Consider the following 21737-nt stretch of genomic DNA (forward strand, 5'->3'; position numbering starts at 1 on the left):
TCAGGAAAGAGCAGTCACCAGCGGTACGACGTCGGCGATCGACGCGACGATCCGGGTCGGGCGGTACGGGAACCGCTCGACCTCGTGCTCACCGGTCGAGCCGGACAGTACGAGTACGCTCCGCAGACCCGCCTCGAGACCGCTGATGATGTCGGTGTCCATCCGATCGCCGATCATCACGGTCGTCTCCGAGTGCCCCTCGATCCGGTTCAGGGCGCTGCGCATCATCAGCGGGTTCGGCTTGCCGACGAAGTACGGATCGACGCCGGTCGCGCGGGTGATCAGCGCGGCCACCGAGCCGGTCGCGGGCAGCGGCCCTTCCTGCGACGGGCCGGTCGGGTCCGGGTTGGTGGCGATGAAGCGCGCGCCGTCGGTGATCAGCCGGATCGCCCTGGTGATGGCCTCGAACGAGTACGTCCGGGTCTCGCCGAGGACGACGTAGTCCGGATCGCGCTCGGTCAGCACGTACCCGATCTCGTGCAGCGCGGTGGTCAGCCCGGCCTCGCCGATCACGTACGCCGTCCCGCCCGGCCGCTGGTCGTCGAGGAACTGGGCGGTGGCCAGCGCGCTGGTCCAGATCGACGTCTCCGGGATGTCGATGCCCGCGGCGAGCAGGCGGGCGCGGAGGTCCCGCGGGGTGAAGATCGAGTTGTTCGTGAGGACCAGGAACTTCTTGCCGGACGCCTGCAGCGCGGCGATGAAGTCGCTGGCTCCGGGGATCGCACGCTCCTCGTGCACGAGCACGCCGTCCATGTCGGTCAGCCAGGTATCCACCGGTTTGGGGTCGGTCACGCTGCTCATCGTAAATTGTCGGTGCGGGTTGCCAGAATCACGCCATGGGTTATCGGGACTTGTGGCAGACACGCGGCGTCGTGCCGTTGCTGGTGTCGTCGCTGCTCGCCCGGCTGCCCATGCTGGCGACGATGGTGCCGATCTCGTTCCTGGCGAAGGACGCCAGCGGATCGTTCCGTTGGGCCGGAGTGGTCGCCGGCGCCTATTCAGTCGGGATGGCGGCCGCGGGCCCACTGTGGTCTCGGACGGCCGACCGTCGCGGGCCGCGGGGCGTGCTGCTTCTGACCGGGATCGCCTGGAGCGTGGCGCTGCTCGGGATCGCGTTACTGCCCGCCAACCGGCATCAGTTCCTGCCGGTGCTGGCGGCGATTGCCGGTGCGCTCGTGCCGCCGGTGATGCAGACGTTGCGGGCTGCCTGGCCACGGGTCGCCGAAGGGCCTGCGTTGCGTACGGCGTACTCGGTGGACGCGACGGCGCAGGAGTTGTTGTTCATGGTCGGGCCGATGCTCGGTGCGACCGCGGTGAGCGTGGCGAGTCCGCGGCTCGGCGTACTGCTCGCGGCGGCGATGTCGGCGGTCTTCATCTGGTGGTACGCGCTTCGACAACCCGGGTCGCCGGGTCACGGCGAGCATCGCGCGGTGCCGCTGACCGCGCGACAGTTGCTGTGGCATCGGCATCGGTTGCCGCTGATCCTGGCGTTCGGTCTGTGGATCATGTCGTTCAACGGGATCTCGCTGGCGATCGTCGCGTTCGCCGACGACCACGGGCAGCGGCTGATCGCCGGGATCTTCGAGTCCGTGTGGGCGTTCGGCAGCCTGGTCGGCGGGGCGGTCGCGGGCGCGTTGCCGGGCCGGCGTACGTCGTACCTGTGGCGGCGGGCCGCGCTGGTCGCGGTCGGGATGCTGCTGTGCGTGTTCGCGACCTGGTCGTCGATGTCGCTCGGGATCGCTTTGGCGGTGTCCGGGCTGACGCTGGCGCCGGCGATCGGCGCGCTGTACGGGCGGCTCGGTGCGTTGACGCCGGACGTCGCGCGGACCGAGGTGTTCGGGTGGATGGGCAGCGCGGCGACGGGTGGTGCGGCGATCGGGGCGGCGGCGTCGGGTGCGCTGATCGACGCCTTCGGCGTGCGGTACGTGTGGCTGCTGGCCGCCGTACTCGCGGCGCTCGCCACGGCGCTGCTGCTTCGGATACCGCCCGAGGTGGAGGAGCCGGCGGATCTACCGGCCGGTGGAGTGCTCGGCGAGACCGCGTAGTTCCTCGACCATCGCGTTCGGGTCGTCGGCGGCGTACACCGCCGAGCCGGCCACGAACACGTCCGCGCCGGCCTCGGCGCACCGTTCGATCGTGTCGGCGGAGACGCCGCCGTCGATCTCGATCCACAGGTCCAGACCGTGCTTGTCGAGCAGCTCCCGCGTCCGCCGGATCTTCGGTACGCACACGTCCAGGAACTTCTGCCCGCCGAACCCGGGCTCGACGGTCATGATCAGGATCATGTCGAGCTCGGGCAGCAGGTCCTCGTACGGCTCGATCGCAGTCGCCGGCCGCAGCGCCATCGCGGCCCGGGCACCCTTGGCGCGGATCTCCCGCGCGGTCCGGATCGGGGCGCGGCAGGCCTCGATGTGGAACGTGACACTGGACGCGCCGGCCTCGACGTACCCGGGCGCCCAGCGGTCGGGGTCCTCGATCATCAGGTGACAGTCGAGCGGCAGGTCGGTCGCCTTCGCCAGCGACTCGACCACCGGCATCCCGAGGGTCAGGTTCGGTACGAAGTGGTTGTCCATCACGTCGACGTGCAGCCAGTCCGCGTTCGACACGGCCGCCGCCTCGTCGGCCAGCCGGGCGAAGTCGGCGGTCAGGATGCTCGGCGCGATCTGAATCCCCATGGCGTCAATCTATCGGCCGCTCACCTCCGCATCCTCAGGGTGGTAGCGGTCGCGGCATCCCGCACCGCTGCACGACGCGGCCGCGGGCCTCACCCGGCCAGCTCTGCGGCGAGCACCTCGCGGAGCGTCGTAGCTGGGCGACCGAGTAGTGCGGGCAGCGTGGGATCCACGACGGCGAACTCACCGCGCCGGGCGGCCGCGAAGATGCCCAGCGTCAGATCGGCCAAGAACTCCGGCAACCCGCGGCCGAGTGCCGTCTGCTTCCACTCCTCGTCCGGCACCGTGACCCGCGTGATCTTCCGCCCGACGAGGTCCGACGCCATCGCGGCGATCTCCGCGTAGTCGAACAGTTCCTGCCCGGTGAGCGGCGGCGTGATGCCGTCGAGTCGGCCCGGTTCGGTGAGCGCGATCGCGGCCGCATCCGCCAGGTCGCGGTGCGCGGTCCAGGAGAACGGGCCGTCCTCGGGAAGGACCAGTTCCCCCGTTTCCAGCGCGGACCGGAGCAGGTACGCCGGTGTGCTCGCGTAGAACCCGTTGCGCAAGGCCGCGAACGGTACGCCGGACGCAGCCAGATACTGCTCCGTCGCGGCGTGGCCGCGGGTTGCGCTGAACAACGAGTCCAGGTTCGCGGCCTGGTGGCTGGTGTAGAGGACTCGCTCGGCGCCGGCCGCCCTGGCCGTCTCAGCTGCCTTGTGGTGCGGCTCAGGTTCGACCGCGCCGGAGACGATCAGCACCTGCGAGGCACCTTCGAACGCGGTCGCGAGCGAGTCCGGGTCGTCGAAGTCCCCGCGCCGTACCCGGATGCCGCGGGCGGCGAGGTCGGCGGCCTTCTCCGGATCGCGCACGCTGACGCCGAGCTGGTCGGCGGGGACGCGGTCGGCGAGCCGGTCGACGACGGCACGGCCGAGACGGCCGGTGGCTCCGGTGACGATGATCATGTACAACTCCTTGTTATCAGTGGATACAGATTGACGCTATCACTGTTAACAACCAGAGCCAACCGCTACGGTTGGCCGCGTGGAGGAGCTGCAGACGGACGGGACGCGAGGCGCCGAAACCACGAGCGGTGGAAGCACGAGTGGCGACGGCACGAGTGGGCGGGATCGGATGCGGGCGCATATCGTCGAGGTCGCCGCGGGTCTGCTTGCTGCCGGTGGGCGGGATGCGGTGTCGACGCGGGCGGTTGCGGCCGCGGCGGGGACGCAGGCGCCGACGATCTACCGGCTGTTCGGCGACAAGGACGGGCTGCTCGCGGCGGTGCTGGAGTACGGGTTCACGAAGTATCTCGCCGACAAACCGCCGCACGACCCGACGGCCGATCCGATCGCGGATCTGCGCGCGGGGTGGGACCTGCACCTCGGATTCGGGTTGGCGAATCCGGCGCTGTTCCTGCTGATGTACGCCGACACGCAGCCGGGGAAGCGCCCCGCCGCGGCCGAGGCCGGGCTGGCGATCCTGCGCACCCGGATCCGCAACATCGCGACCGCCGGACGCTTGCGCGTGGACGAGGACCTGGCCGCGGAGCTGGTGCAGGCAGCCGGATCAGGCGCCGTACTCACGCTGCTCGCGGTCCCCGAGGCCAGGCGCGACCGCCGCCTGTCCGGGACGATGTTCGACGCGGTCGTCACGGCGATCACCGCTCCGGGAGCGACGGAGGCCGAGACGCGGAACACCGGCCCCACCACCGCCGCGAACGCCCTGCAAGCTCAGCTGCCGGAGCTCGAGATGCTGACCGAGGGCGAGCGTCACGTGCTCGGTGAGTGGCTCACCCGCATTACCCACTGAACCGCCTCGGTGACTGTCTCGACCACCTGGGGGCCGATGGGTAGGGGTGGGCGGCGGATGACGAGGACCTGGACTGCCAGTTGGCGGGCGGCGGTCAGCTTGGCGGCTGTGGCAGGGCCGCCACTGTCCTTGGTGACCAGTACGTCGATGCTGTGATCGCGGAGGATCGTCTGCTCGTTTGCGAGGGTGAAGGGGCCGCGGGCAAGGATCAGCGTGCACCAGCTGGGTGGCGGTTCGGGCGGATCGATGCAGCGGGCGAGGGTCCAGAGGCCGGTGCCGGCGAAGGCGTCGAGGCCTTGTCGGCCGATCGTGAGGAAGGCGCGCGTCCCGAGCGTCGGCAGCAACTCGGCCGCAGCGGTCGTGGTGTCGGCCCAGTGCCAGTCGGGCTCCGGAGTCCAGCCGGGCCGCCGGAGTACGAGCAGCGGCACACCGACATCCCGCGTGGCGGCGACTGCGTTCGCCGTCATGTTCGCGGCGAACGGGTGGGTAGCGTCGATTACCGCGTCCACCGGATGCTCCCGCAACCAGGTCGCGAGGCCGCTCGTACCGCCGAAACCACCGACCCGCACCTCACCGACAGGAACCCGCGCGTCCGAGGTCCGCCCGGCCAGCGACGACACGACCTCGACACCGCCCGGAGCACCCGAGACGCCGACCAGCGCAGCCGCGAGTTCGCGGGCCTCCGCCGTCCCGCCGAGCAGCAGGACCTTCATCGAGTGCGATCGGCCGAGTAGAGATGGCTGTCCCGGAAGGTCGTTGCCGAGAGCACCTTTCCGGCGATGATGACGGCGGTACGGCGGACACCGGCGGCCTTCACCTGATCCGCGATGTCGGCGAGGGTGCCGCGGAGTACGACCTCGTCGTCGCGGGAGGCGCGGGCGACGACCGCGACCGGGCAGTCCGGGCCGTAGTTCGGGAGGAGTTCGGCGACGACGCGGTCGATCTGCTGGACGGCGAGGTGCAGGACGATCGTCGCGCGGCTCGCTCCGAGGGTCGCGAGGTCCTCCCCCGGCGGCATCGCGCTGGCGCTGCCGGCGATGCGGGTCAGTACGACCGTCTGGCCGACCTCGGGGACGGTCAGCTCGCGGTTGAGGGTGGCGGCGGCCGCGGCGTACGCCGGTACTCCGGGCGTCACGTCGTACGGGATGTCGAGCGCGTCGAGGCGGCGCAGCTGTTCGGCCATCGCGCTGAAGACGGACGGGTCGCCGGAGTGCAGGCGGGCGACGTCGTGGCCGGCGGCGTGGGCGGTGCTGAGTTCGGCGATGATCTCGTCGAGGTTGAGGTTCGCGGTGTCGATCTTGCGGGCGCCGGGTGGGCAGTGGTCGAGGAGCTCGACCGGGACGAGCGCGCCGGCGTACAGGCAGACCGGTGCGGACGCGATCAGATCGCGCCCGCGCACGGTGATCAGATCGGCGGCACCCGGGCCGGCGCCGATGAAGTGAACGGTCACTTGGTGACGCTCCAGATGGTGACGGGCATGGCGGGGCGCCAGCCTGTCATGGTGCCGATGGCGGAAGCGCGTTGGACGTCCAGGCGGACCAGGTCGCCGCCGTACTGCTTGTACCACTGGATGATCAGCGCCTCGGTCTCCAGCGTGACGCCGTTCGCGACGAGGCGGCCGCCGGGGCGGAGCGCGTTCCAGCACGCGTCGAACAGGCCCGGAGCGGTTGCGCCGCCGCCGATGAAGATCGCGTCCGGGTTTTCCAGACCGTCCAGGGCCGCGGGGGCTGCGCCGAGTACGACGGTGACCGCGGCGCCGAGGGTGGTTGCGTTGCGTTCGAGGCGTTTGGCGCGGTCGGGGTCGCGTTCGACGGCGATCGCGCGGCAGGCCGGGTGGTGACGGGACCACTCGATCGCGATGCTGCCGGCACCACCGCCGATGTCCCAGAGGAGTTGACCGGGTACCGGCGCCAGGCGGGAGAGCGAGACGGCACGTACTTCGCGTTTGGTGAGCTGGCCGTCGTTCTCGTACGCGTCATCGGGGAGACCGGGGACGGTCGAGAGGATCGGTGCGTCCGCTGGGCATTCGACGGCGATCACGTTGAGCGGGTCGACCTCGGCGGACCAGTCGGTCGCTGTTGAGGTGCGGATGCGCTCGGTCGGGCCGTCGAGTTGTTCCAGGACGGTGAAGGTGCTGTTGCCGTAGCCGCGGGCGGTCAGGAGTTGGGCAACTTCTGCGGGGGTTTGCGCGGTACGGCTGAGGATGAGGATGCGCCGGTTGGGCTGGAGGTGCGGGTGGAGGCGTTCGACCGGATTGGTGACCAGGCTCACCACCTGTACCTGGTCCTGCGCCCAGCCGAGTCGTGCGCAGGCGAGCGAGACGCTGGACGGGTGCGGGATCACGTGTACGGCGTCAGCACCGAGGAGCCGGACCAGTGTCGTACCAATCCCGTGGAGGGTGGGATCGCCGCTCGCGAGCACGCAGATGCGGCGCCCCCGATACTCCGCCAACAACCGAGGCAACCCCTCGGAAAGCGGAGACGGCCAGGCAACACGCACTGCGTCAGAGCCAAGGGGTGGGAGCAGGGCTAGTTGGCGGGGGCTGCCCAGGAAGACTTCGGCTGATTGCAGGGCGGCTTGAGCGGCCGGGGTTAGGCCTGGCCAGCCGTCGGGGCCTATGCCTACGACGGTGATGGGGTCAGCCGGCATTGCCCAGGGCCTTTGTGATGGTGATTTCGATGACGACCCGGGCCGGGTTGGGCCGGGGTTGCTTGTAGCGCTTCGCGTAGCGGGTTTCGGCGTCGGCGACGCGCACCGGGTCGTCGCTGACGACGGCGCGGCCCTGGAGCGTGCTCCAGCGGCGGCCGTCTACCTGCGTCACGGCGACGGACGCCTCGCCGAGCCGGCGGATCGTACGGGCCTTGTACGACGTGCCGGAGCAGATCACGCGGAGCAGCCCGGCCTCGGCGTCCAGCGTTGCGCCGACCGGGGTCGCATGTACGGTCCCGTCTGCCCGGACCGTGCTCAGCACACAGAGGTGCCGTTCGGTCCAGAACCCGACCAGTTGCTCACTCAACACCCAGCGATCGTAGACAGGCCCGCCCGGAGGTGCACCGGGCGGGCCTGTGAGCGCCGGACCCCTCAGACCGGCGCCACTCGGGAACGTCAGCCGATATCGCGCCGACGGAAGGTGGCGAATCCCGCGATGGTCAACGCGGCCGCGATCGCGGTCAGCCAGATCACTGGCGTGACGGAGAACTCACCACCGGGCAACCGCGGGGTGTGGCCGTACGGGCTGAGGTCGATCATCCACTGCGGCAGGTTGAAGATCTCGCCGAACTGCCCGATCAGCAGGAACAGCCCGTACAGGCCCCATCCCGCGGTGACGAGCTTCGGCGCGATCCCGAACAGGATGACGACCAGCGCGGTGACCAGCCAGATCGCGGGCAACTGTACGGCGGCCGCCGCGAGCATCCGCGGCACCTGACGCCCCATGTTGCCCAGAGACGCTCCGCTGGAGACGCCCGAGCCAAGACCGGCGACCAGGATCAGCAGGCCAGTACCGAGCAGAGCCATCAGTACGTGGCTCGCCAACCACTGCGCACGCGTCACACCGGTCGCCAGCAACGGCTCGGCGCGCAGCGCCGTCTCCTCCGACCGCAGCCGCAACGCGGCCTGGATACCGAACGCTGAAGCCAGCAGGCCCATCACGCCCATCTCTGTCGCGAGGAACGCGTCGGTGATGCCCTCGACGCCACCGAGCTTCTGCACCATCTCCTTGGCGCTGTCGCTCGTCACGAACCCGTCGACGTTGCTGGCGATGTTGCCGACCAGCAGGCCCAGCAGCAGGAAGGCGAAACCCCAAGCCAGCAAGGAGCCCCGGTGCAGCCGCCACGCCAGCGCGAGCGGCGAACGCAACGACGCAGCCGCCCGCGGCGGTCCAGGCCGCGGCCGAACCAGACCGGCACCAAGATCGCGCCGCCGGATCAGTGCGGTCGCTGCAGCGACAAGAACCGCCAAGAACACCAGCGGGACCAGCAGTACGGCCCACCGGTCTCCGGCGTACGGACGGACCTGCTGGGCCCAGCCGATCGGCGACAGCCATGACACCCATTGCGTACTGCCGTCGGAGGACGAGTCGCCGATGGCGCGCAGTACGTACGACACACCCAACACGACCGCGGTGAGCCCGTTAGCGGCCCTGGCGCTCTCCGTGACCTGTGCCGTCACCGCACCGACACCGGCGAACGACAGACCGGCCGCGGCCCACATCAACCCGAACGCGAACGACCCCTTGGCGTCCAGCCCGCTCCCGATCAGCGACAGCGCGGTCACCAGCCCCACCACGATCACCGTTGCCGACGAGACGATCAGCCCGGCGGCCAGAGCGGCGTACCGGCCGAGTACGCCGGCACTCAGCAGCTCGAGCCGCCCGGACTCCTCCTCGGTCCGGGTGTGCCGCACGACGAGCATGCCGGCCAGCAACCCGACCAGCAGCGCGCCGAAGGCCGTGAGCTTGAACAGCGCGACCTCCCCGAGCGAGGACTCGTCGAAGATCCGCCCGTACAACGAGACGAGCGCGGGCGACGCGTTCGACGTCCGCGCGGCCTGGACCAGCGCGTTCTGGTCGGAGTACAGGTCGATCGAGGCCTTGGCCGAGCCGGCCGCCGACATCACGAAGACGACGACCCAGATCGGGATCAGCAGCCGGTCGCGGCGCAGCGCGAGCCGCACCAGCGTCCCGGTACCGACGAAGTCGTTCATCGCAGCGCCGCCTCGGGTTCCGCGACGTCTTCCTCGTAGTGCCGCAGGAACAGCTCCTCGAGCGTCGGCGGCTGCGCGACCAGGCTCTTGATACCGCTCGCGGACAGTTGCCGCATCACCGCGTCGAGCTGGGCGGTGTCCACCTCGCACCGCACCCGGTTGCCCTCGACATCGAGATCGTGTACGCCCGGCAACTGCGCCAGCCCGTTCGGCGAGGTGGCCAGCTCGGCGTGGATCGACGTACGGGTGAGGTGCCGCAGCTCGGCCATCGTGCCGGTCTCGACGACCTTGCCGCGGCGGATGATGCTGACCCGGTCACACAACGCCTCGACCTCGGACAGGATGTGGCTCGACAGCAGCACGGTGCGGTCGCGTTGGCGCTCCTCCTCGATGCACTGCCGGAACACCTCCTCCATCAGCGGGTCGAGGCCGGAGGTCGGCTCGTCCAGGATCAGCAGCTCGACGTCCGCCGCCAGTGCGGCGACCAGCGCGACCTTCTGCCGGTTGCCCTTGGAGTACGTCCGGCCCTTCTTGGTCGGGTCCAGGTCGAAGCGGCGGAGCAGCTCGTCGCGCTTCTTCTCGTCGAGCCCGCCGCGGAGCCGGCCGAGCAGGTCGATCACCTCGCCGCCGGTCAGGTTCGGCCACAGGTTCACGTCGCCGGGTACGTACGCGAGCCGCCGGTGCAGCTTCGCGGCGTCGTGCCACGGGTCGCCGCCGAGCAGTGAGACATCGCCGGCGTCACCCCTCAGCAGTCCGAGCAGGACGCGGATGGTGGTGGACTTCCCGGCCCCGTTCGGCCCGAGGAATCCGTGCACCTCACCGGTCCTGACCTCGAGGTCGAGCCCGTCGAGGGCGTGCGTACTTCCGTACGACTTGTGCAGTCCAGAGACCACGATGGCTGATGTCATGATTCATAACGTACACTTCATTCAGAAGTTTGTGAATCTTCCTAACGGCATCCTGACGCGGCAGAGGAGATGATGGGGCGGTGAGTGCACATCGGGACGACGACGCCGTCAAGCGGTACACCGAACAGTTCGGCAACCTGCTGGCGGAGACAGGCTGGCCGCGGATGGCGGCTCGGGTGTTCGCCGCGATCCTCTCCAGCGTGGAAGGGCGGATGACGGCGGCCGAGCTGTCCGACCAGCTGCAGGCGAGTCCGGCCGCGGTCTCCGGCGCGGTCAACTACCTGCTGCAGCTCCGGCTCGCCACCCGTGAGCGCGAGCCCGGCAGCCGCCGCGACGTGTACGTCGTCCAGGACGACGCGTGGTACCAGACGATGATGACCGAGGACGCATCGCTCGCCCGCTGGTCCGTCTCGCTCCGCAAGGTCCTCGACGCCGCCGGCGACGACACCGACGCACACCGCCGGATCCGAGTGTCGCTCGAGTTCATCGACTTCATCAGCGAAGAGGTGAAGGGCCTGAGCGAACGCTGGATCAAGCGCAAGGCCGAACTCGACGCCGAACTGGACGCCGAGTACGGCCGTTAGAGCTCATAGACGGTGAGGATCGTGCAGTAGATGGGTGGGGACTCCAGGCCGGGGTAGTAGAGGCGGCCGGCTTCGTCGGTGATCTTGAAGTAGGCCGTCGAGGCGCCTGCCTGGGGCGGGGCCTGGAGGGTCATGGTGACCGTGACGATGTCGCCTGGGGTTGCGTCGGGAACAGGGGCCTGGTTCGGGGAGCGGAGATGGCCCGGGGCGCCGGGGACGCCTTGGCGGGTGAGGCGGCGGTCGCACCACGGGCGGTCACCGCTGTTGCGGATCACCCACGTCTTCTCGAACACCTCCTCCCGGAGTACCTGAGTACCGTCCGGGATCGTCTCCCCCACCAGCTCGGCCCGGTCGTCCGGGTGGTGGTCGATCGGCACCGAACCGCCGAGCAGGACGGGTTGGACGTGCCGGCGCAGGTCCCGTTGGGACATGTCCCGGTCGGCGCGGACGGCGGCGTCGAGTTCGGTCAGCTGGTTCACCAGGGCCTGGTTCGCGCCGAACGAGGCGTCGTACCACTCGATCAGCTCGCGGCTCGGCTTGGTGTGGCCACGCTCGACCCGGGACAGGTGGCCCTTGTCCCAGCCCGACTCGGCGGCCGCCTTCGTCAACGGCATGCCGGACGCCTCCCGGAGCTCGCGCATCCGGGAACCGATCACAAAGCGAGCCTGTGCTGGCCTCACAGTGCACTCTCCGGGTCAACCGTTGCCCACTGCGACAACACCGTAACGCTCTGATTCTCTGTAAAAAAGTGTCACTTCGCCAGTCGCCCAGCGAAAAGGACCACCACCATGCGTACCGCCCTCCTGCGCGTTACCACCCGTGTTACTGCACGCATCCTTGGCACAACCCTCCTCGCCGGTGCCGCCGCCCTCGGCACCGGCGTCCTCCCCGCCAGCGCCGCCACCGGGACCGTGGTCACCGACAGCGGCACCGGCGTCGCGATCCGGTCCGGGAACGCGACCAGCTTCGCCTCGGTCGGCAACCAGCCGAACGGAACCGTCGAGATCGACTGCCAGGTGTACGGCGAACCTGTCACCGGCAAGTACGGCCGCAGCCTGATCTGGGACCACGTCCCCGGCAAGGGCTACATCACCGACTCCTACGTCAACACCGGAAGCACCGGCCTGATCGCACCGCTGTGTACGAGCAACCCGCGCGCGGACAAGGCGATCGGCTGGTACTCCTCCCGGAACGGCTCGACCGCGTTCCAGGGGTACTGCGAGATGGCCGCGGAGAACTCGTTCGGCAAGACCTCGGTCTGGGCTTCGGCAACGGCGGACTGGAACGACGCCGTGAACCGCGGCGTCGCCCACCCCGGCGACCTGAACCCACCGAAGGGCGCCCTGGTCTTCTGGAACCTCGCCGCCCCGTACGGCCACGTCGGGGTGGCCCGCGGCGACGGCTACTTCTGGGCCACCAGCGTCAACGGCGCGATCGGCCTGGCCCAGCTCCCGTACTACTCCAACTACCGCGGCTGGGCCTGGCCGAACTTCTGATCCACTCCGAAGACGAGCACCTGGACGCGCGTGCCGCCCCTCACGCGTCCGGGTGCTCGACCCTGTCGAGCCAGTCGTTCACGAGAGCGCGGTACAGGGCTGAGCCTGGGCCGGGGAGGAAGTGGTCCTCCTGGTCGAGTACGGCGTACGTCGCGCGCGGGTAGTCGTCGAGGAGCGGCCAGGCGTCGGCGTAGCCGGCGATGGTGTCCTGGCGGCCGGTGACGATCAGGGCCGGGCGGTCGAAATGGGTCGACGGGTCTTCGCTCAGGCCGTATGTCGACGGGTCACGCTGGATCCGGCCGAGGAACTCCAGGTCCGCTGCGGCTTCCGCCGCGTCGTAGTACGCGTGCCGGCGGTCGCGAGTTGCCGACGGCAACAGGTGCTCGTCGGTGGGTAGGGTACGGCGGGAGCGGTCGATGACGATGCCTGGTGCTCTGAGCAACAGTCCCAGGACTCGGGTCGGATCCTTCTTGACGATGCCTCGGGCGTGCAGGGCGCCGGCCGAGGTACCGGCGAGGGCGAACGAGTCGTCACCAGCCACTGAGTTGATCAGCCCGGCAATGGACGACAGCATGCCGTCCTGGTTGGTGATCGAGGGATCGGCGGGCGACTTCCCTGTACCGGGCGGGTCGACGTACACGCGGCGCCAGCCTGTGCGGTGTTCGAAGATCGGTTCGTGGACGTCGCGGCCTTCGCCGCCGTCGCCGCCCCAGCTGGGCAGGAAGAAGATCGGCCGGCCTTCACCAAAGGACTCGTAGTACACGCTCCGACCTTAGCGAGCGCGCCCGACGATCACCCGGGTTTTCTCTTCGCAGCAGAACCCGGCGGGCGCTCGCCCGAGCCGCGCTCGATCAGCGCGCACGGCAGCACGATCCGTTGCGGTGGACGGGTGTCCGCACCGGAGGCGCGATCGAGCAGCAGCCGGGCGGCGCTGCGGCCGAGCTCGGCGGTGTCGGAGGCAACGACCGTGACCGGCGTCGGCAGCATGTCGGCGAGCCGGAAGTCGTCGAACCCGACCACGGCCGGATCCTGTTCGAGCTCGCCGAGGGCCCGCAGGACGCCCTCGGCCAGGAAGTTCGTCGAGGCGAAGATCGCGGTCGGCGGATCGGGCCGCAGCATCACCTCACGGGTCGCCTTCTCCGCGGCCTCCGCGTTGCCCTCGGGCAGCTGGATCACCAGCGACTCGTCGACCTCGATCCCGGCCGCCCGATGCGCCCGGCGGAATCCGCGCAGCCGGCGCCCGATGGTGTAGTACGACGGGGCGAGGATGATCGCGATCCGCTCGTGGCCCTGCTTCAGCAGGTGCTCGGCCGCCATCCGGCCGCCGCCCTCGTTGTCCACCATCACGATGTCCGCCTCGATCCCGCTGGCCGGACGGTCGACGAAGACCACCGGCACACCGGCACCCTGCAGGAACGCGTGATCGCCCTGATCCGGGACGATCATCAGACCGGCCACCTGCCGGCTCACCAGCTCCTTGATCGCGCGCTTCTCCCCCTCCGGGTCCTCGTCGACGCTACCGAGCACGACGGCGAACCCGGACTGGCCGGCGACCTCGAGCGACGCCTTCGCGATGCTCGCGTAGAACGGGTTGGTCAGGTCGCCGAGGACCAGCGCGAGGCTGGTCGACTTCTTGCCCGGGCGGAGCGCACGGGCCACCTCGTTGCGCTGGAACCCGAGCTCGTCGATCGCCGCGCGGACCCGTTGGGCGGTCTCGTCCCGGACGCCGTGGCCGCCGTTCACGACCCGCGACACCGTGCCGAGCCCCACGCCGGCCCGGCGCGCGACGTCGATCATCGTCGGCCGGGGGACCTCCGGCTGGCTTGGAAACGTTTCGGACACGGGGTTGACTTCCTTTTCGGGACACGGCATCGTCACCCAACAGTAAAACGTTGGAAACGTTACCGTCCAGGAGGCCGGATGAATTCAGTCTCTCCCGGCGGAACCACCACCCAGAAGAGACGCAATCGTGGTGGCATGAGCCGCAGTGCCGGCTCCGACGTGAAGGCGGCATACCTGTTCATCGCGCCCGCGGTGATCGGGTTTCTCGTCTTCGTGGGGTATCCGCTGATCCGATCGTTCTATCTCGCGCTGACGAAGTACAACGGGTTGACCGCCCCGGTCTTCGTTGGCCTCGGCAACTTCCGGAGGCTGTTCAGCACCGACCCGGCGTTCTGGCCGGCGTTGCGGGCGACCGGCTACCTGGTGCTGCTCTATGTCCCGTTGTCCCTGGTCCTCGGGCTGGCGCTGGCGATGTTCTGCAACCAGCGGTTCGCCGGCGTCCGGATCGTCCGTACGCTCGCCTACCTGCCCGTCGTACTTCCCGCGGTCGCCACCATCACGCTGTGGAAGTTCATGCTCGACCCACAGGTCGGGCTGCTGAACACGATCCTCGACCGGCTCGGCCTGCCGACGAGCCTGTGGTTGCAGAGCCCGAAGATGGCGATGCCCTCCGTGGTACTGGTGATGCTGTGGGGCGTCGGCGGGACGATGATCATCTTCCTGGCCGCACTGCAGTCGGTGCCGACCGAGCTGTACGAGGCGGCCAGGGTGGACGGCGCCGGCCCGTGGGCGGTGTTCTTCCGGATCACGATGCCGATGATCAGCCCGATCATGCTGCTGCAGGTGATCCTGCAGACCACGGCCGCACTGCAGACGTTCAACCAGCCGAAGATCCTCACCAACGGCGGGCCGGGCTTCAGTACGAACGTGCTGATGCTGTCGATCTACAACAACGGCTTCCCGACCCTCGGCCGAATCCCGCAGCTGGGGTACGCATCCGCGCAGGTGTGGGTGTTGTTCGTCGTCATCATCGCCGTGATCGCCCTGACCGCGAAGTTCTCCTCGCTCTGGACGTACAGTGACAACAACTGAAGCCTCCCTGCCCGCTGTGTCCGACGTCGTACGTCCGGCGAAGCGGAAGCCTCGTCTCGCCGGTACGACAGCGTGGTACGTCGTCGCACTGTTCATCTGCGCCGTCATGGTCGTCCCACTGCTGTGGATGATCACGATCGGCCTGAAGGACAAGACCGCCGTCTTCGACATCCCGCCGAAGCTGCTGCCGCACGAGTTCGCCTGGAGCAACTTCGTCAACGGGCCGAAGGCGATCCACTTCCCGCGGCTGTTCCTGAACTCGGTCATCATCACCGCGCTGAGTGTTTTTGGTGGGGTGATGACCGCGATGATGGCCGGGTACGCACTGGCCCGGTTGCGGTTCCCGGGCCGCAAGGTGTGGTTCTACCTGTTCGTCGGCAGCATGCTGCTGCCCGGCGTGGTCGGCCTGATCCCGTTGTTCCAGCTGTACAAGAGCATCGGGTGGTACGACACCTGGCTGCCGCTGATCGTGCCGGCTTTCCTCGGCGGCAACCCGTTGTTCATCTTCCTGGCCCGGCAGTACTTTCTCGCGATCCCCTATTCCATCGATGAAGCGGCCAAGATCGACGGCGCCGGGCATCTACGGATCTTCGTCAGCGTGATGCTGCCGTTGACCCGGCCGGCCTGGCTCACGATGGCGATCCTCGCGTTCCAGGCGTCCTGGAACGACTACCTGAACCCACTGGTCTACCTGTACTCGTCCGGCAAGTGGCCGTTGTCGGTGGGGATGGCGTCGTTCATCTCCCCGTTCGCCGGGAAGACGCCGGACTGGAGCTACTACATGGCCACCAACCTGCTCTACATGCTGCCGCCGCTGATCATCTTCTTCGCCGCGCAGCGCTACTTCATCCAGGGCCTCGGCGCTCTCGGCAGCACGAACCAGAAATAGAGGAGAATCCTTGTGAAGAGGACATTGGGCGTCACCGCGCTGGCGTGCGCGGGGTTGCTGACGGCAACGGCCTGCAGCGGCGGGTCCGGTTCCGGAGGCTCGAGCAACGGGCCGGTCACCGTGACCGTGATGACGTGGGAGTCGGCCGACACCAACGCCGCGATCAAGAAGGCGCTGGCCGACTTCAAGGACGACAACATCAAGGTCCAGCTGCTCGACACCCCGAGCGGCCAGTATGGCGACAAGCTGGCGTCGCTGACCCAGGCGAAGAAGCTGCCGGACCTGTTCTGGTGCGGTAACGACACGGAGCAGCAGTACACGTCCCAGGGTCTGCTGGTCGACTGGGCCGACAAGATCAAGAACGGCGACGGCGACTTCAAGTCCGACAAGTTCGTGCCGTCCGCGATGGACAACTGGAAGACCGCCGACGGCCAGATGGGCGGTCTGCCGTCGCTGATGAACACGTACGGCATCTGGTACAACGCCGACGCCTTCACCGCCGCGGGTCTGCCGCTGCCGAAGGCCGGCTGGACGTGGGACGAGATGTACGCCGACGCCGCGACACTCGCGGGCAAGAACGGAGCGAAGTACGGCCTGGTCGCCGACCAGCTCACCAGCGCGGACGGTCCGTTCACGATGAGCATGTACTCCGTCTCCGCCGGCGGTGCGCCGTTCACCGACAACGTGAACCACCCGACGAAGGCCGAGGCCGACGACAAGTACACCGAAGGCGTGCAGAAGCTCGCCGCCGCGATCAAGAACGGCTCGGTCGCGCCTCCTGGGTACGACGCCTCGAACGTGCAGTCGCTGTTCGCCGCGGGCAAGGTGCCGATGACGTTCGGCGGGCAGTGGCTCGCGGCCGGGTTCCAGACCGACAAGCCGAAGATCAAGTACGGGTTCGCGCCGTTCCCGCAGGTGCAGACGCCGACCACGCTGTACGACTCGGTCGGCATCTGCACACCGCAGTACACGAAGGACCAGGACGCGACGTTCAAGGTGCTCGAGTACATCAACACCAAGGTGTGGGACGCCGTACTGCCCGCCTCACCGGTCGCGCCGCCTGCGTACACACCCGCGCAGGCCAGCTACTTCGACGCGCTGACGAAGGCGCAGCAGACGACGGTCGTCGACACGGTCAAGGCGGACCTGGCGGCGGAGAAGACGGTCGGTGTCCGGTTCACCACCCAGTGGGCCAGCCAGGTCGGCGACCTGACCACGGCCAACTACCAGCCCATCCTGAGCGGCAAGAAGCCGATCACCGACCTGCCCGCCTACGTCGACAAGATCAACGGATTGATCAAGCAAGGCAACTGATCCCGTTTGCTTGGTTGACCCAGCAAATTGGCTGGTTGACCCACGAAGTGAGGGGTTCCACACCCGGGGTATGGGTGTGGAACCCCTCACTTGCTGGGTCTGCCAGGGAAACGCGGGAGGGCGCGAGCGGGTGGGGGTGGGGTGGGGTGGGGTGGGGTGGTTAGGTGGTTTGCCAGAGGGACAGGGCGAAGCGGGACTTGGTGTCGGTCCACCAGGCGGCGGGGGCGAAGCCTGCCTTGTCCAGTTCGGCTTCCACTCCGGCGCGGTGGAACTTCGCGGAGATCTCGGTGCTGATCTCCTCGCCTTCCTCGAAGCTCACCTCCAGGTGGATCTCCGGGATCAGCACCTGCATCGCGCGGGTGGCGCGCAGATGCATCTCGATCCACTCGTTGTCGGCGTCCCAGATCGCGACGTGCTCGAACGCGTCGACGTCGAAGTCCGCGCCGAGCTGCCGGTTGATCACGCGCAGCACGTTCTGGTTGAACTGCGCGGTGACGCCGGCCGCGTCGTCGTACGCCGCGACCAGGGTGGCCGGGTCCTTCACCAGGTCCGTACCGAGCAGCAGCCATTCGCCGGGCTCGAGGACGTCGCGGATCGAACGGTAGAACGTCTCCCGTTCGGCCGGGATCAGGTTGCCGATCGTGCCGCCGAGGAACGCGACCAGCCGTGGCGGGTCGCCCGGGAGCTTGTCCAGGTGTGCGGTGAAGTCGCCGACGACACCGTGTACGTCGATCGTCGAGTAGTCGGCGTTGATCGCGTCCGCGGCGTCGCGCAGCGCGGATTCGGAGACGTCGAGCGGTACGAAGCTGGTCAGCGTGCCGTGGTCGCGGAGACCGTCGAGCAGCAGGCGGGTCTTCTCCGACGAGCCGGAGCCGAGCTCGACCAGCGTGTGCGCGTTCGTGATCCCGGCGATCTCGCCTTTTCTGTTCTGCAGGATCTCCCGCTCGGCGCGGGTCGGGTAGTACTCCGGGAGGCGGGTGATCTCCTCGAACAGCTCGCTGCCCCGCGCATCGTAGAACCACTTCGGCGGCAACCACTTCGGCGTCGCCGACAACCCCGCCCGGACGTCGTCACGTAGCGCGCGGGCCGCGTAGTCCGGGGTGAGGTGTACGTCGATCAGCGTCACAACTGTCCTTCCATCGGGGTGACCTGCAGGGTCGTGGCGGTAGCCACCAGCAGGGAACGATCAGGTACCGCCTGCCAGTCACCGTCACCGAAGGGTTCGGAGGCGACGGTCACGGAGTCGGTTGTTTTCTGTACGTGCAGCGAATGCGTCCACGCGGTCGCGATCAGCTGTTCGCCGTCGGTCAGCAGCAGGTTGAGCCTCGATCCCGGGGCTGCAGCCTCCACGTCCCGTATCACCGAAGCCACCGCCTCTTCCGGTGAGTGGGAAGACATCCGATGCCGGATCAGCGCGAAGACGGTCGCCGAGTCCACCGGCGCATCAAGCCGAAGCAGTTCCTCCGTCGGCAACTCCTCCGCGAGCTTCACGACCGACTCCGGATACCCCGGCACCCGGCCGTTGTGGCTGAACGCCCAGTTCTCCCCGGTGAACGGCGCGACCGCCGCCTCGGTGTGCGGCATGAGATCGGTCCCGTTGCGAACAGCCGCGAGCACAGCACCCGAACGGATCGCTCCGAGCAACCCGGGAAGGTTGTCGTCGGTCCAGATCGGCACGCTCCGCCGGTAGCGCACCACTCGCCGCGCTACGCGCGACGAGGGTGTGGAGGAGGAGGCGGCGGCAGAGGCGGCCGGGTCCTCGTCGGCGTACCAGGCGAGGCCGAAGCCGTCGGCGTTGACGGTGCCGCCGGCGCGCATGTCGTTCGGGGACCAGCTTTGTTCGTACAGCGAGTGGGTGGGGTCCAGGACCAGCGACGAGAGGGTTACCGGTGGCCCCAGGTAAGCCAGGTGGCGGCACATCAGTGGTGCAGCTCCTCGGGGCGGGGGTCGCGGGCGCAGCGGAATCCGGCGAAGATCTGGCGGCGGATCGGGTAGTCCCAGTTGCGGAACGTACTGCGCGCCACGACCTCGTCGGTACCGAACGAGCCACCGCGGAGGACCTTGTACTCCGGGCCGAAGAACACCAGCGAGTACTCGTCGTACGGCCAAGCGCGGAACCCCGGGTACCCGCCGAAGTCGCTCGACGTCCACTCCCAGATGTCTCCGACCAACTGCTCCACCCCGAGCGGCGACGCCCCGGCCGGGTACGCCCCGACCGGCGCCGGCGACAAATGCCGCTGACCGAGGTTCGCGTGCTGCGGACCCGGCGACTCGTCACCCCACGGGAACCGCCGCGTCCGCCCGGTAGCCGGATCGAACCGCGCCGCGAACTCCCACTCCTCCTCGGTCGGCAGCCGCTTCCCGGCCCACTTCGCGTACGCCTCCGCCTCGTAGAAGCAGACGTGCATCACCGGCTCGTCCAGCGGCAACCGCTCCCGGTGCCCGAACCGCAGCCGCCACCACTCGCCGTCCGCCTGCGACCAGAACCTCGGCGCCACCAACGAAGCCTTCTGCACGTGCGCCCACCCGGCCTCCGACCACCACCGCGGATCCGAGTACCCACCGCCGAGCACGAAGTTCAGGTAGTCGCCGTTCGTCACCGGCACCGTGTCGATCACGAACGGCTGCACGTGGACGGCGTGCGCCGGCCGCTCGTTGTCCAGCGCCCACGGCTCGATCGACGTACCCATCTCGAACACGCCACCGGGCACGAACACCTCCGCGGACGGCAGCGGCCGGCCGGCGGGAGGCGGCGGCGCGTCCAGCACCGGCGCACCCTCGCGCAACTGGTGGGTCGCGAGCATCGTCTCGTCGTGCTGCTGCTCGTGCTGCGTGATCATCCCGAACGCGAACGCATTGTCCACGAGTTCACGTCCGGCATCGAACTTCACGTGATCGAGCACGTCGAGCACCTTGTCCCGTACTTCGCTCACGTACACGCGCGTCTCCGCCGGACCGAGCAGCGGCAGCGACGGCCGGTCCGCCCGCGGGTGCTGGAACGCGTCGTACAGCTCGTCGATGTCCTGCCGCAGCGGCTCGCGGCCGCCGACGTCGCGGACCAGCCAGAGCTCCTCCTGGTTGCCGATGTGGGCGTAGTCCCAGACGAGCGGCGACATCAGCTTCGAGTGCTGCTTGACCAGGTCGTCGGTGTCGACCGCGTCGGTCAGCTGGGCGGTCCGGGCGCGCGACCGCTCGAGCTGCTCACCGACGTAGGCCCGCAGGCCTTCGGGTGACAGGTCGGACAGTTGGTGGTTCATGAAGCTCGCCTTCCTCGGGTGTTGTCGACGATGCGCTGCAGCCGGGTCGCGACGGCAGCGGTGTGTTCGGGATCCGCACCGGTCCGGTCCAGGACCGCGGTACCGAGCGCGACCACGTCGCGCGCGGCACGCAGGACCAACCGGTCCTTCAGTCCCTCCCGGGCGGCCGGGAACCAGCGGCCCGCGGCGGGCTCGGCCGCCGCCAGCACCTCGTCCAGCGGCGCGGACATCAGTGCGGTGAGCAGCAGGGTCGGGGCGATCCACCCGTCCCCCGGCTGCGCGTCGAGGTAGCGCACCTCGAGATACCCGCGCGGGCGAACCGGCGGGAACAGTGTGGACAGGTGATAGTCGAGGTCGTCGTACGTCGGTCTGTCGCCGGGCAGCTGTCCATCCGCCCACGCACCGAACGTGAGCCCGGTCGGCGCGTCCCAGGTGTCGCCCCGGCGCAGGCAGAGCACCGGCGCCTCCATCGCCGTACGAGCCCACGCCGCAGCCGGGTCGCCGTCGAGCGGTGGCGGCTCGGTGAACGGTGCGCAGGTACCGAAAGTGGCCTGAGTACGAGCTGAGGCCCAGCCGGTGTCGGAGCCCGCGCGACGGCTGGAGTTCGCGAACAGCGCGACCAGTGCGGGGCCGAGATCGTGCAGAGCCCGCCAGCGCAGCGCGGTCTGATCGGCTTCGCCGGCGTCGAGGCAGACCTGGAGACCGGCGGTGCTGCACATCATCCGCGGGCCGTGCGGTCCGAGTCGCTGGAAGGCGCGTTCCATCGCGGCGTACCGCGGGACGGTGAGGATCCGGCGGGGTAGCCGGAAGGGGTCCAGGCCGTACGCGCCGGGGACCAGGTCCGCATCCAGAAGCAAAGAGGTGAGCTCGGCGGCGTCGGCGGCGGTGTCGTCGATCAGTCGCGGGATCGAGTCCGTCGCGGGGCCGGAGATCTCCACCTGGCCACCAGGTTCGACGGTGACCAGAGCACCCCGGCTCAACGGCAGCTGCGGACTGCCGCGGACCAGGGTCGCGGGGGCGTGTTCGCCCAGGGCCTTGCTGAGTTGTCCGGCGTCGAGCGGCCGGTGCGGATCTTCCGCATGATGCACAGTCCACTCGAGCTCGACGCCGTACAGCTGAGGTGGACCGTGCTTGAAACAAACCATCGCGACGTAACCCTCGGCCTCGGCCCGGGAGCCGATCGGGGTCGTCGCCGGGAAACCACCGGGCGAGGTCACGTCAGCGAACCTAGCTCCGGGTCCAGGGCTGGAC

General features: G+C 69.0%; 23 protein-coding genes. 7 read left to right on the forward strand and 16 right to left on the reverse strand.

Annotation, left to right across the window (positions count from 1 at the left end; all coding sequences use genetic code 11):
* Positions 1-801: an HAD-IIA family hydrolase gene (locus ACZ5BU_RS00390; RefSeq protein ID WP_465694380.1), complete on the reverse strand. Its 801-nt coding sequence runs from the start codon at positions 799-801 to the stop codon at positions 1-3.
* A 35-nt stretch (positions 802-836) separates the two neighbouring features.
* Here ACZ5BU_RS00390 and ACZ5BU_RS00395 point away from each other — a divergent pair, with 35 nt between their 5' ends.
* On the forward strand, positions 837-2045 hold the full coding sequence (locus ACZ5BU_RS00395) for an MFS transporter (protein ID WP_465694381.1): 1209 nt from the start codon (positions 837-839) through the stop codon (positions 2043-2045).
* Here ACZ5BU_RS00395 and rpe read toward each other — a convergent pair.
* Together rpe and ACZ5BU_RS00405 are read right to left on the reverse strand one after the other, a co-directional pair.
* A complete protein-coding gene (gene rpe / locus ACZ5BU_RS00400) occupies positions 2010-2675 on the reverse strand; it encodes a ribulose-phosphate 3-epimerase (protein ID WP_465694382.1) in 666 nt (221 codons plus the stop codon). The two genes, ACZ5BU_RS00395 and rpe, sit on opposite strands and share 36 nt — an antisense overlap.
* An 89-nt stretch (positions 2676-2764) precedes the next feature.
* On the reverse strand, positions 2765-3613 hold the full coding sequence (locus tag ACZ5BU_RS00405) for an NAD(P)H-binding protein (RefSeq protein ID WP_465694384.1): 849 nt from the start codon (positions 3611-3613) through the stop codon (positions 2765-2767).
* 79 nt (positions 3614-3692) lie between these two features.
* Between ACZ5BU_RS00405 and ACZ5BU_RS00410 the strand changes: the two genes are divergently transcribed.
* Positions 3693-4460 carry a TetR/AcrR family transcriptional regulator gene (locus ACZ5BU_RS00410; RefSeq protein ID WP_465694385.1) on the forward strand — a complete coding sequence of 256 codons (768 nt, stop codon included), beginning with the start codon at positions 3693-3695 and terminating at the stop codon, positions 4458-4460.
* Here the strand turns inward: ACZ5BU_RS00410 and ACZ5BU_RS00415 are convergent.
* From ACZ5BU_RS00415 to ACZ5BU_RS00440, 6 genes are all read right to left on the reverse strand, one after another.
* Positions 4421-5173: a cobalt-precorrin-6A reductase gene (locus tag ACZ5BU_RS00415; RefSeq protein ID WP_465694386.1), complete on the reverse strand. Its 753-nt coding sequence runs from the start codon at positions 5171-5173 to the stop codon at positions 4421-4423. The genes ACZ5BU_RS00410 and ACZ5BU_RS00415 overlap by 40 nt on opposite strands.
* Positions 5170-5910 (reverse strand): precorrin-4 C(11)-methyltransferase, encoded by a 741-nt coding sequence (gene cobM / locus ACZ5BU_RS00420; protein ID WP_465694388.1) that lies wholly within the window; start codon positions 5908-5910, stop codon positions 5170-5172. The genes ACZ5BU_RS00415 and cobM overlap by 4 nt, the downstream gene beginning before the upstream one ends.
* Positions 5907-7109 (reverse strand): precorrin-6y C5,15-methyltransferase (decarboxylating) subunit CbiE, encoded by a 1203-nt coding sequence (cbiE, locus tag ACZ5BU_RS00425; protein WP_465694389.1) that lies wholly within the window; start codon positions 7107-7109, stop codon positions 5907-5909. Before cbiE ends, cobM begins: the two co-directional genes overlap by 4 nt.
* Positions 7099-7479 carry a TIGR03618 family F420-dependent PPOX class oxidoreductase gene (locus ACZ5BU_RS00430; protein ID WP_465694391.1) on the reverse strand — a complete coding sequence of 127 codons (381 nt, stop codon included), beginning with the start codon at positions 7477-7479 and terminating at the stop codon, positions 7099-7101. Before ACZ5BU_RS00430 ends, cbiE begins: the two co-directional genes overlap by 11 nt.
* An 86-nt stretch (positions 7480-7565) precedes the next feature.
* Complete coding sequence (locus ACZ5BU_RS00435) at positions 7566-9164, reverse strand: ABC transporter permease (RefSeq protein WP_465694392.1); 1599 nt, start codon at positions 9162-9164, stop codon at positions 7566-7568.
* Positions 9161-10072 (reverse strand): ABC transporter ATP-binding protein, encoded by a 912-nt coding sequence (locus ACZ5BU_RS00440; protein WP_465694393.1) that lies wholly within the window; start codon positions 10070-10072, stop codon positions 9161-9163. The genes ACZ5BU_RS00435 and ACZ5BU_RS00440 overlap by 4 nt, the downstream gene beginning before the upstream one ends.
* An 80-nt stretch (positions 10073-10152) precedes the next feature.
* Here ACZ5BU_RS00440 and ACZ5BU_RS00445 point away from each other — a divergent pair, with 80 nt between their 5' ends.
* Entirely contained in the window at positions 10153-10656 is a 504-nt protein-coding gene (locus ACZ5BU_RS00445) for a GbsR/MarR family transcriptional regulator (protein WP_465694395.1), read from the forward strand.
* Here ACZ5BU_RS00445 and ACZ5BU_RS00450 read toward each other — a convergent pair.
* Positions 10653-11312: an NBR1-Ig-like domain-containing protein gene (locus tag ACZ5BU_RS00450; RefSeq protein ID WP_465694396.1), complete on the reverse strand. Its 660-nt coding sequence runs from the start codon at positions 11310-11312 to the stop codon at positions 10653-10655. The two genes, ACZ5BU_RS00445 and ACZ5BU_RS00450, sit on opposite strands and share 4 nt — an antisense overlap.
* Before the next feature lie 132 nt (positions 11313-11444).
* Here ACZ5BU_RS00450 and ACZ5BU_RS00455 point away from each other — a divergent pair, with 132 nt between their 5' ends.
* A complete protein-coding gene (locus tag ACZ5BU_RS00455) occupies positions 11445-12152 on the forward strand; it encodes an SH3 domain-containing protein (RefSeq protein WP_465694398.1) in 708 nt (235 codons plus the stop codon).
* A 40-nt stretch (positions 12153-12192) separates the two neighbouring features.
* On the opposite strand, the gene ACZ5BU_RS00460 is transcribed toward ACZ5BU_RS00455, so the two are convergent.
* Together ACZ5BU_RS00460 and ACZ5BU_RS00465 are read right to left on the reverse strand one after the other, a co-directional pair.
* A complete protein-coding gene (locus ACZ5BU_RS00460; protein ID WP_465694400.1) occupies positions 12193-12915 on the reverse strand; it encodes an alpha/beta fold hydrolase in 723 nt (240 codons plus the stop codon).
* A gap of 29 nt (positions 12916-12944) precedes the next feature.
* Positions 12945-13994 (reverse strand): LacI family DNA-binding transcriptional regulator, encoded by a 1050-nt coding sequence (locus ACZ5BU_RS00465; RefSeq protein WP_465694401.1) that lies wholly within the window; start codon positions 13992-13994, stop codon positions 12945-12947.
* 135 nt (positions 13995-14129) lie between these two features.
* Between ACZ5BU_RS00465 and ACZ5BU_RS00470 the strand changes: the two genes are divergently transcribed.
* Genes ACZ5BU_RS00470 through ACZ5BU_RS00480 form a run of 3 tightly spaced genes read left to right on the forward strand, consistent with a single transcriptional unit; the run spans position 14130 to position 17229 of the window.
* Entirely contained in the window at positions 14130-15026 is an 897-nt protein-coding gene (locus tag ACZ5BU_RS00470; RefSeq protein WP_465694402.1) for a carbohydrate ABC transporter permease, read from the forward strand.
* Positions 15013-15915, forward strand: a complete 903-nt coding sequence (locus ACZ5BU_RS00475; RefSeq protein WP_465694404.1) for a carbohydrate ABC transporter permease — start codon at positions 15013-15015, stop codon at positions 15913-15915. The genes ACZ5BU_RS00470 and ACZ5BU_RS00475 overlap by 14 nt, the downstream gene beginning before the upstream one ends.
* A 12-nt stretch (positions 15916-15927) precedes the next feature.
* On the forward strand, positions 15928-17229 hold the full coding sequence (locus ACZ5BU_RS00480) for an ABC transporter substrate-binding protein (RefSeq protein WP_465694405.1): 1302 nt from the start codon (positions 15928-15930) through the stop codon (positions 17227-17229).
* 160 nt (positions 17230-17389) lie between these two features.
* Here the strand turns inward: ACZ5BU_RS00480 and egtD are convergent, their stop codons facing one another.
* The 4 genes from egtD to ACZ5BU_RS00500 are packed head-to-tail and all read right to left on the reverse strand — an operon-like array spanning position 17390 to position 21703.
* On the reverse strand, positions 17390-18355 hold the full coding sequence (egtD, locus tag ACZ5BU_RS00485; RefSeq protein ID WP_465694407.1) for an L-histidine N(alpha)-methyltransferase: 966 nt from the start codon (positions 18353-18355) through the stop codon (positions 17390-17392).
* Entirely contained in the window at positions 18352-19149 is a 798-nt protein-coding gene (gene egtC, locus ACZ5BU_RS00490; RefSeq protein WP_465694408.1) for an ergothioneine biosynthesis protein EgtC, read from the reverse strand. Before egtC ends, egtD begins: the two co-directional genes overlap by 4 nt.
* Positions 19149-20486 carry an ergothioneine biosynthesis protein EgtB gene (gene egtB, locus ACZ5BU_RS00495; protein WP_465694410.1) on the reverse strand — a complete coding sequence of 446 codons (1338 nt, stop codon included), beginning with the start codon at positions 20484-20486 and terminating at the stop codon, positions 19149-19151. The genes egtC and egtB overlap by 1 nt, the downstream gene beginning before the upstream one ends.
* A complete protein-coding gene (locus tag ACZ5BU_RS00500) occupies positions 20483-21703 on the reverse strand; it encodes a glutamate-cysteine ligase family protein (RefSeq protein ID WP_465694411.1) in 1221 nt (406 codons plus the stop codon). The genes egtB and ACZ5BU_RS00500 overlap by 4 nt, the downstream gene beginning before the upstream one ends.
* Positions 21704-21737 lie beyond the last annotated feature (34 nt).

The sequence above is a fragment of the Kribbella sp. NPDC031520 genome (assembly GCF_055580825.1).

Excerpts from the sequence above, each read along its gene's own strand:
- ACZ5BU_RS00470 (WP_465694402.1), top strand. The coding sequence starts at position 14,130 with ATGAGCCGCAGTGCCGGCTCCGACGTGAAGGCGGCATACCTGTTCATC.
- ACZ5BU_RS00395 (WP_465694381.1), top strand. The coding sequence starts at position 837 with ATGGGTTATCGGGACTTGTGGCAGACACGCGGCGTCGTGCCGTTGCTG.
- rpe (WP_465694382.1), bottom strand. The coding sequence starts at position 2,675 with ATGGGGATTCAGATCGCGCCGAGCATCCTGACCGCCGACTTCGCCCGG.
- egtC (WP_465694408.1), bottom strand. The coding sequence starts at position 19,149 with ATGTGCCGCCACCTGGCTTACCTGGGGCCACCGGTAACCCTCTCGTCG.
- ACZ5BU_RS00390 (WP_465694380.1), bottom strand. The coding sequence starts at position 801 with ATGAGCAGCGTGACCGACCCCAAACCGGTGGATACCTGGCTGACCGAC.
- ACZ5BU_RS00405 (WP_465694384.1), bottom strand. The coding sequence starts at position 3,613 with ATGATCATCGTCACCGGAGCCACCGGCCGTCTCGGCCGTGCCGTCGTC.
- ACZ5BU_RS00415 (WP_465694386.1), bottom strand. The coding sequence starts at position 5,173 with ATGAAGGTCCTGCTGCTCGGCGGGACGGCGGAGGCCCGCGAACTCGCG.
- cbiE (WP_465694389.1), bottom strand. The coding sequence starts at position 7,109 with ATGCCGGCTGACCCCATCACCGTCGTAGGCATAGGCCCCGACGGCTGG.
- ACZ5BU_RS00440 (WP_465694393.1), bottom strand. The coding sequence starts at position 10,072 with ATGACATCAGCCATCGTGGTCTCTGGACTGCACAAGTCGTACGGAAGT.
- egtB (WP_465694410.1), bottom strand. The coding sequence starts at position 20,486 with ATGAACCACCAACTGTCCGACCTGTCACCCGAAGGCCTGCGGGCCTAC.
- ACZ5BU_RS00455 (WP_465694398.1), top strand. The coding sequence starts at position 11,445 with ATGCGTACCGCCCTCCTGCGCGTTACCACCCGTGTTACTGCACGCATC.
- ACZ5BU_RS00435 (WP_465694392.1), bottom strand. The coding sequence starts at position 9,164 with ATGAACGACTTCGTCGGTACCGGGACGCTGGTGCGGCTCGCGCTGCGC.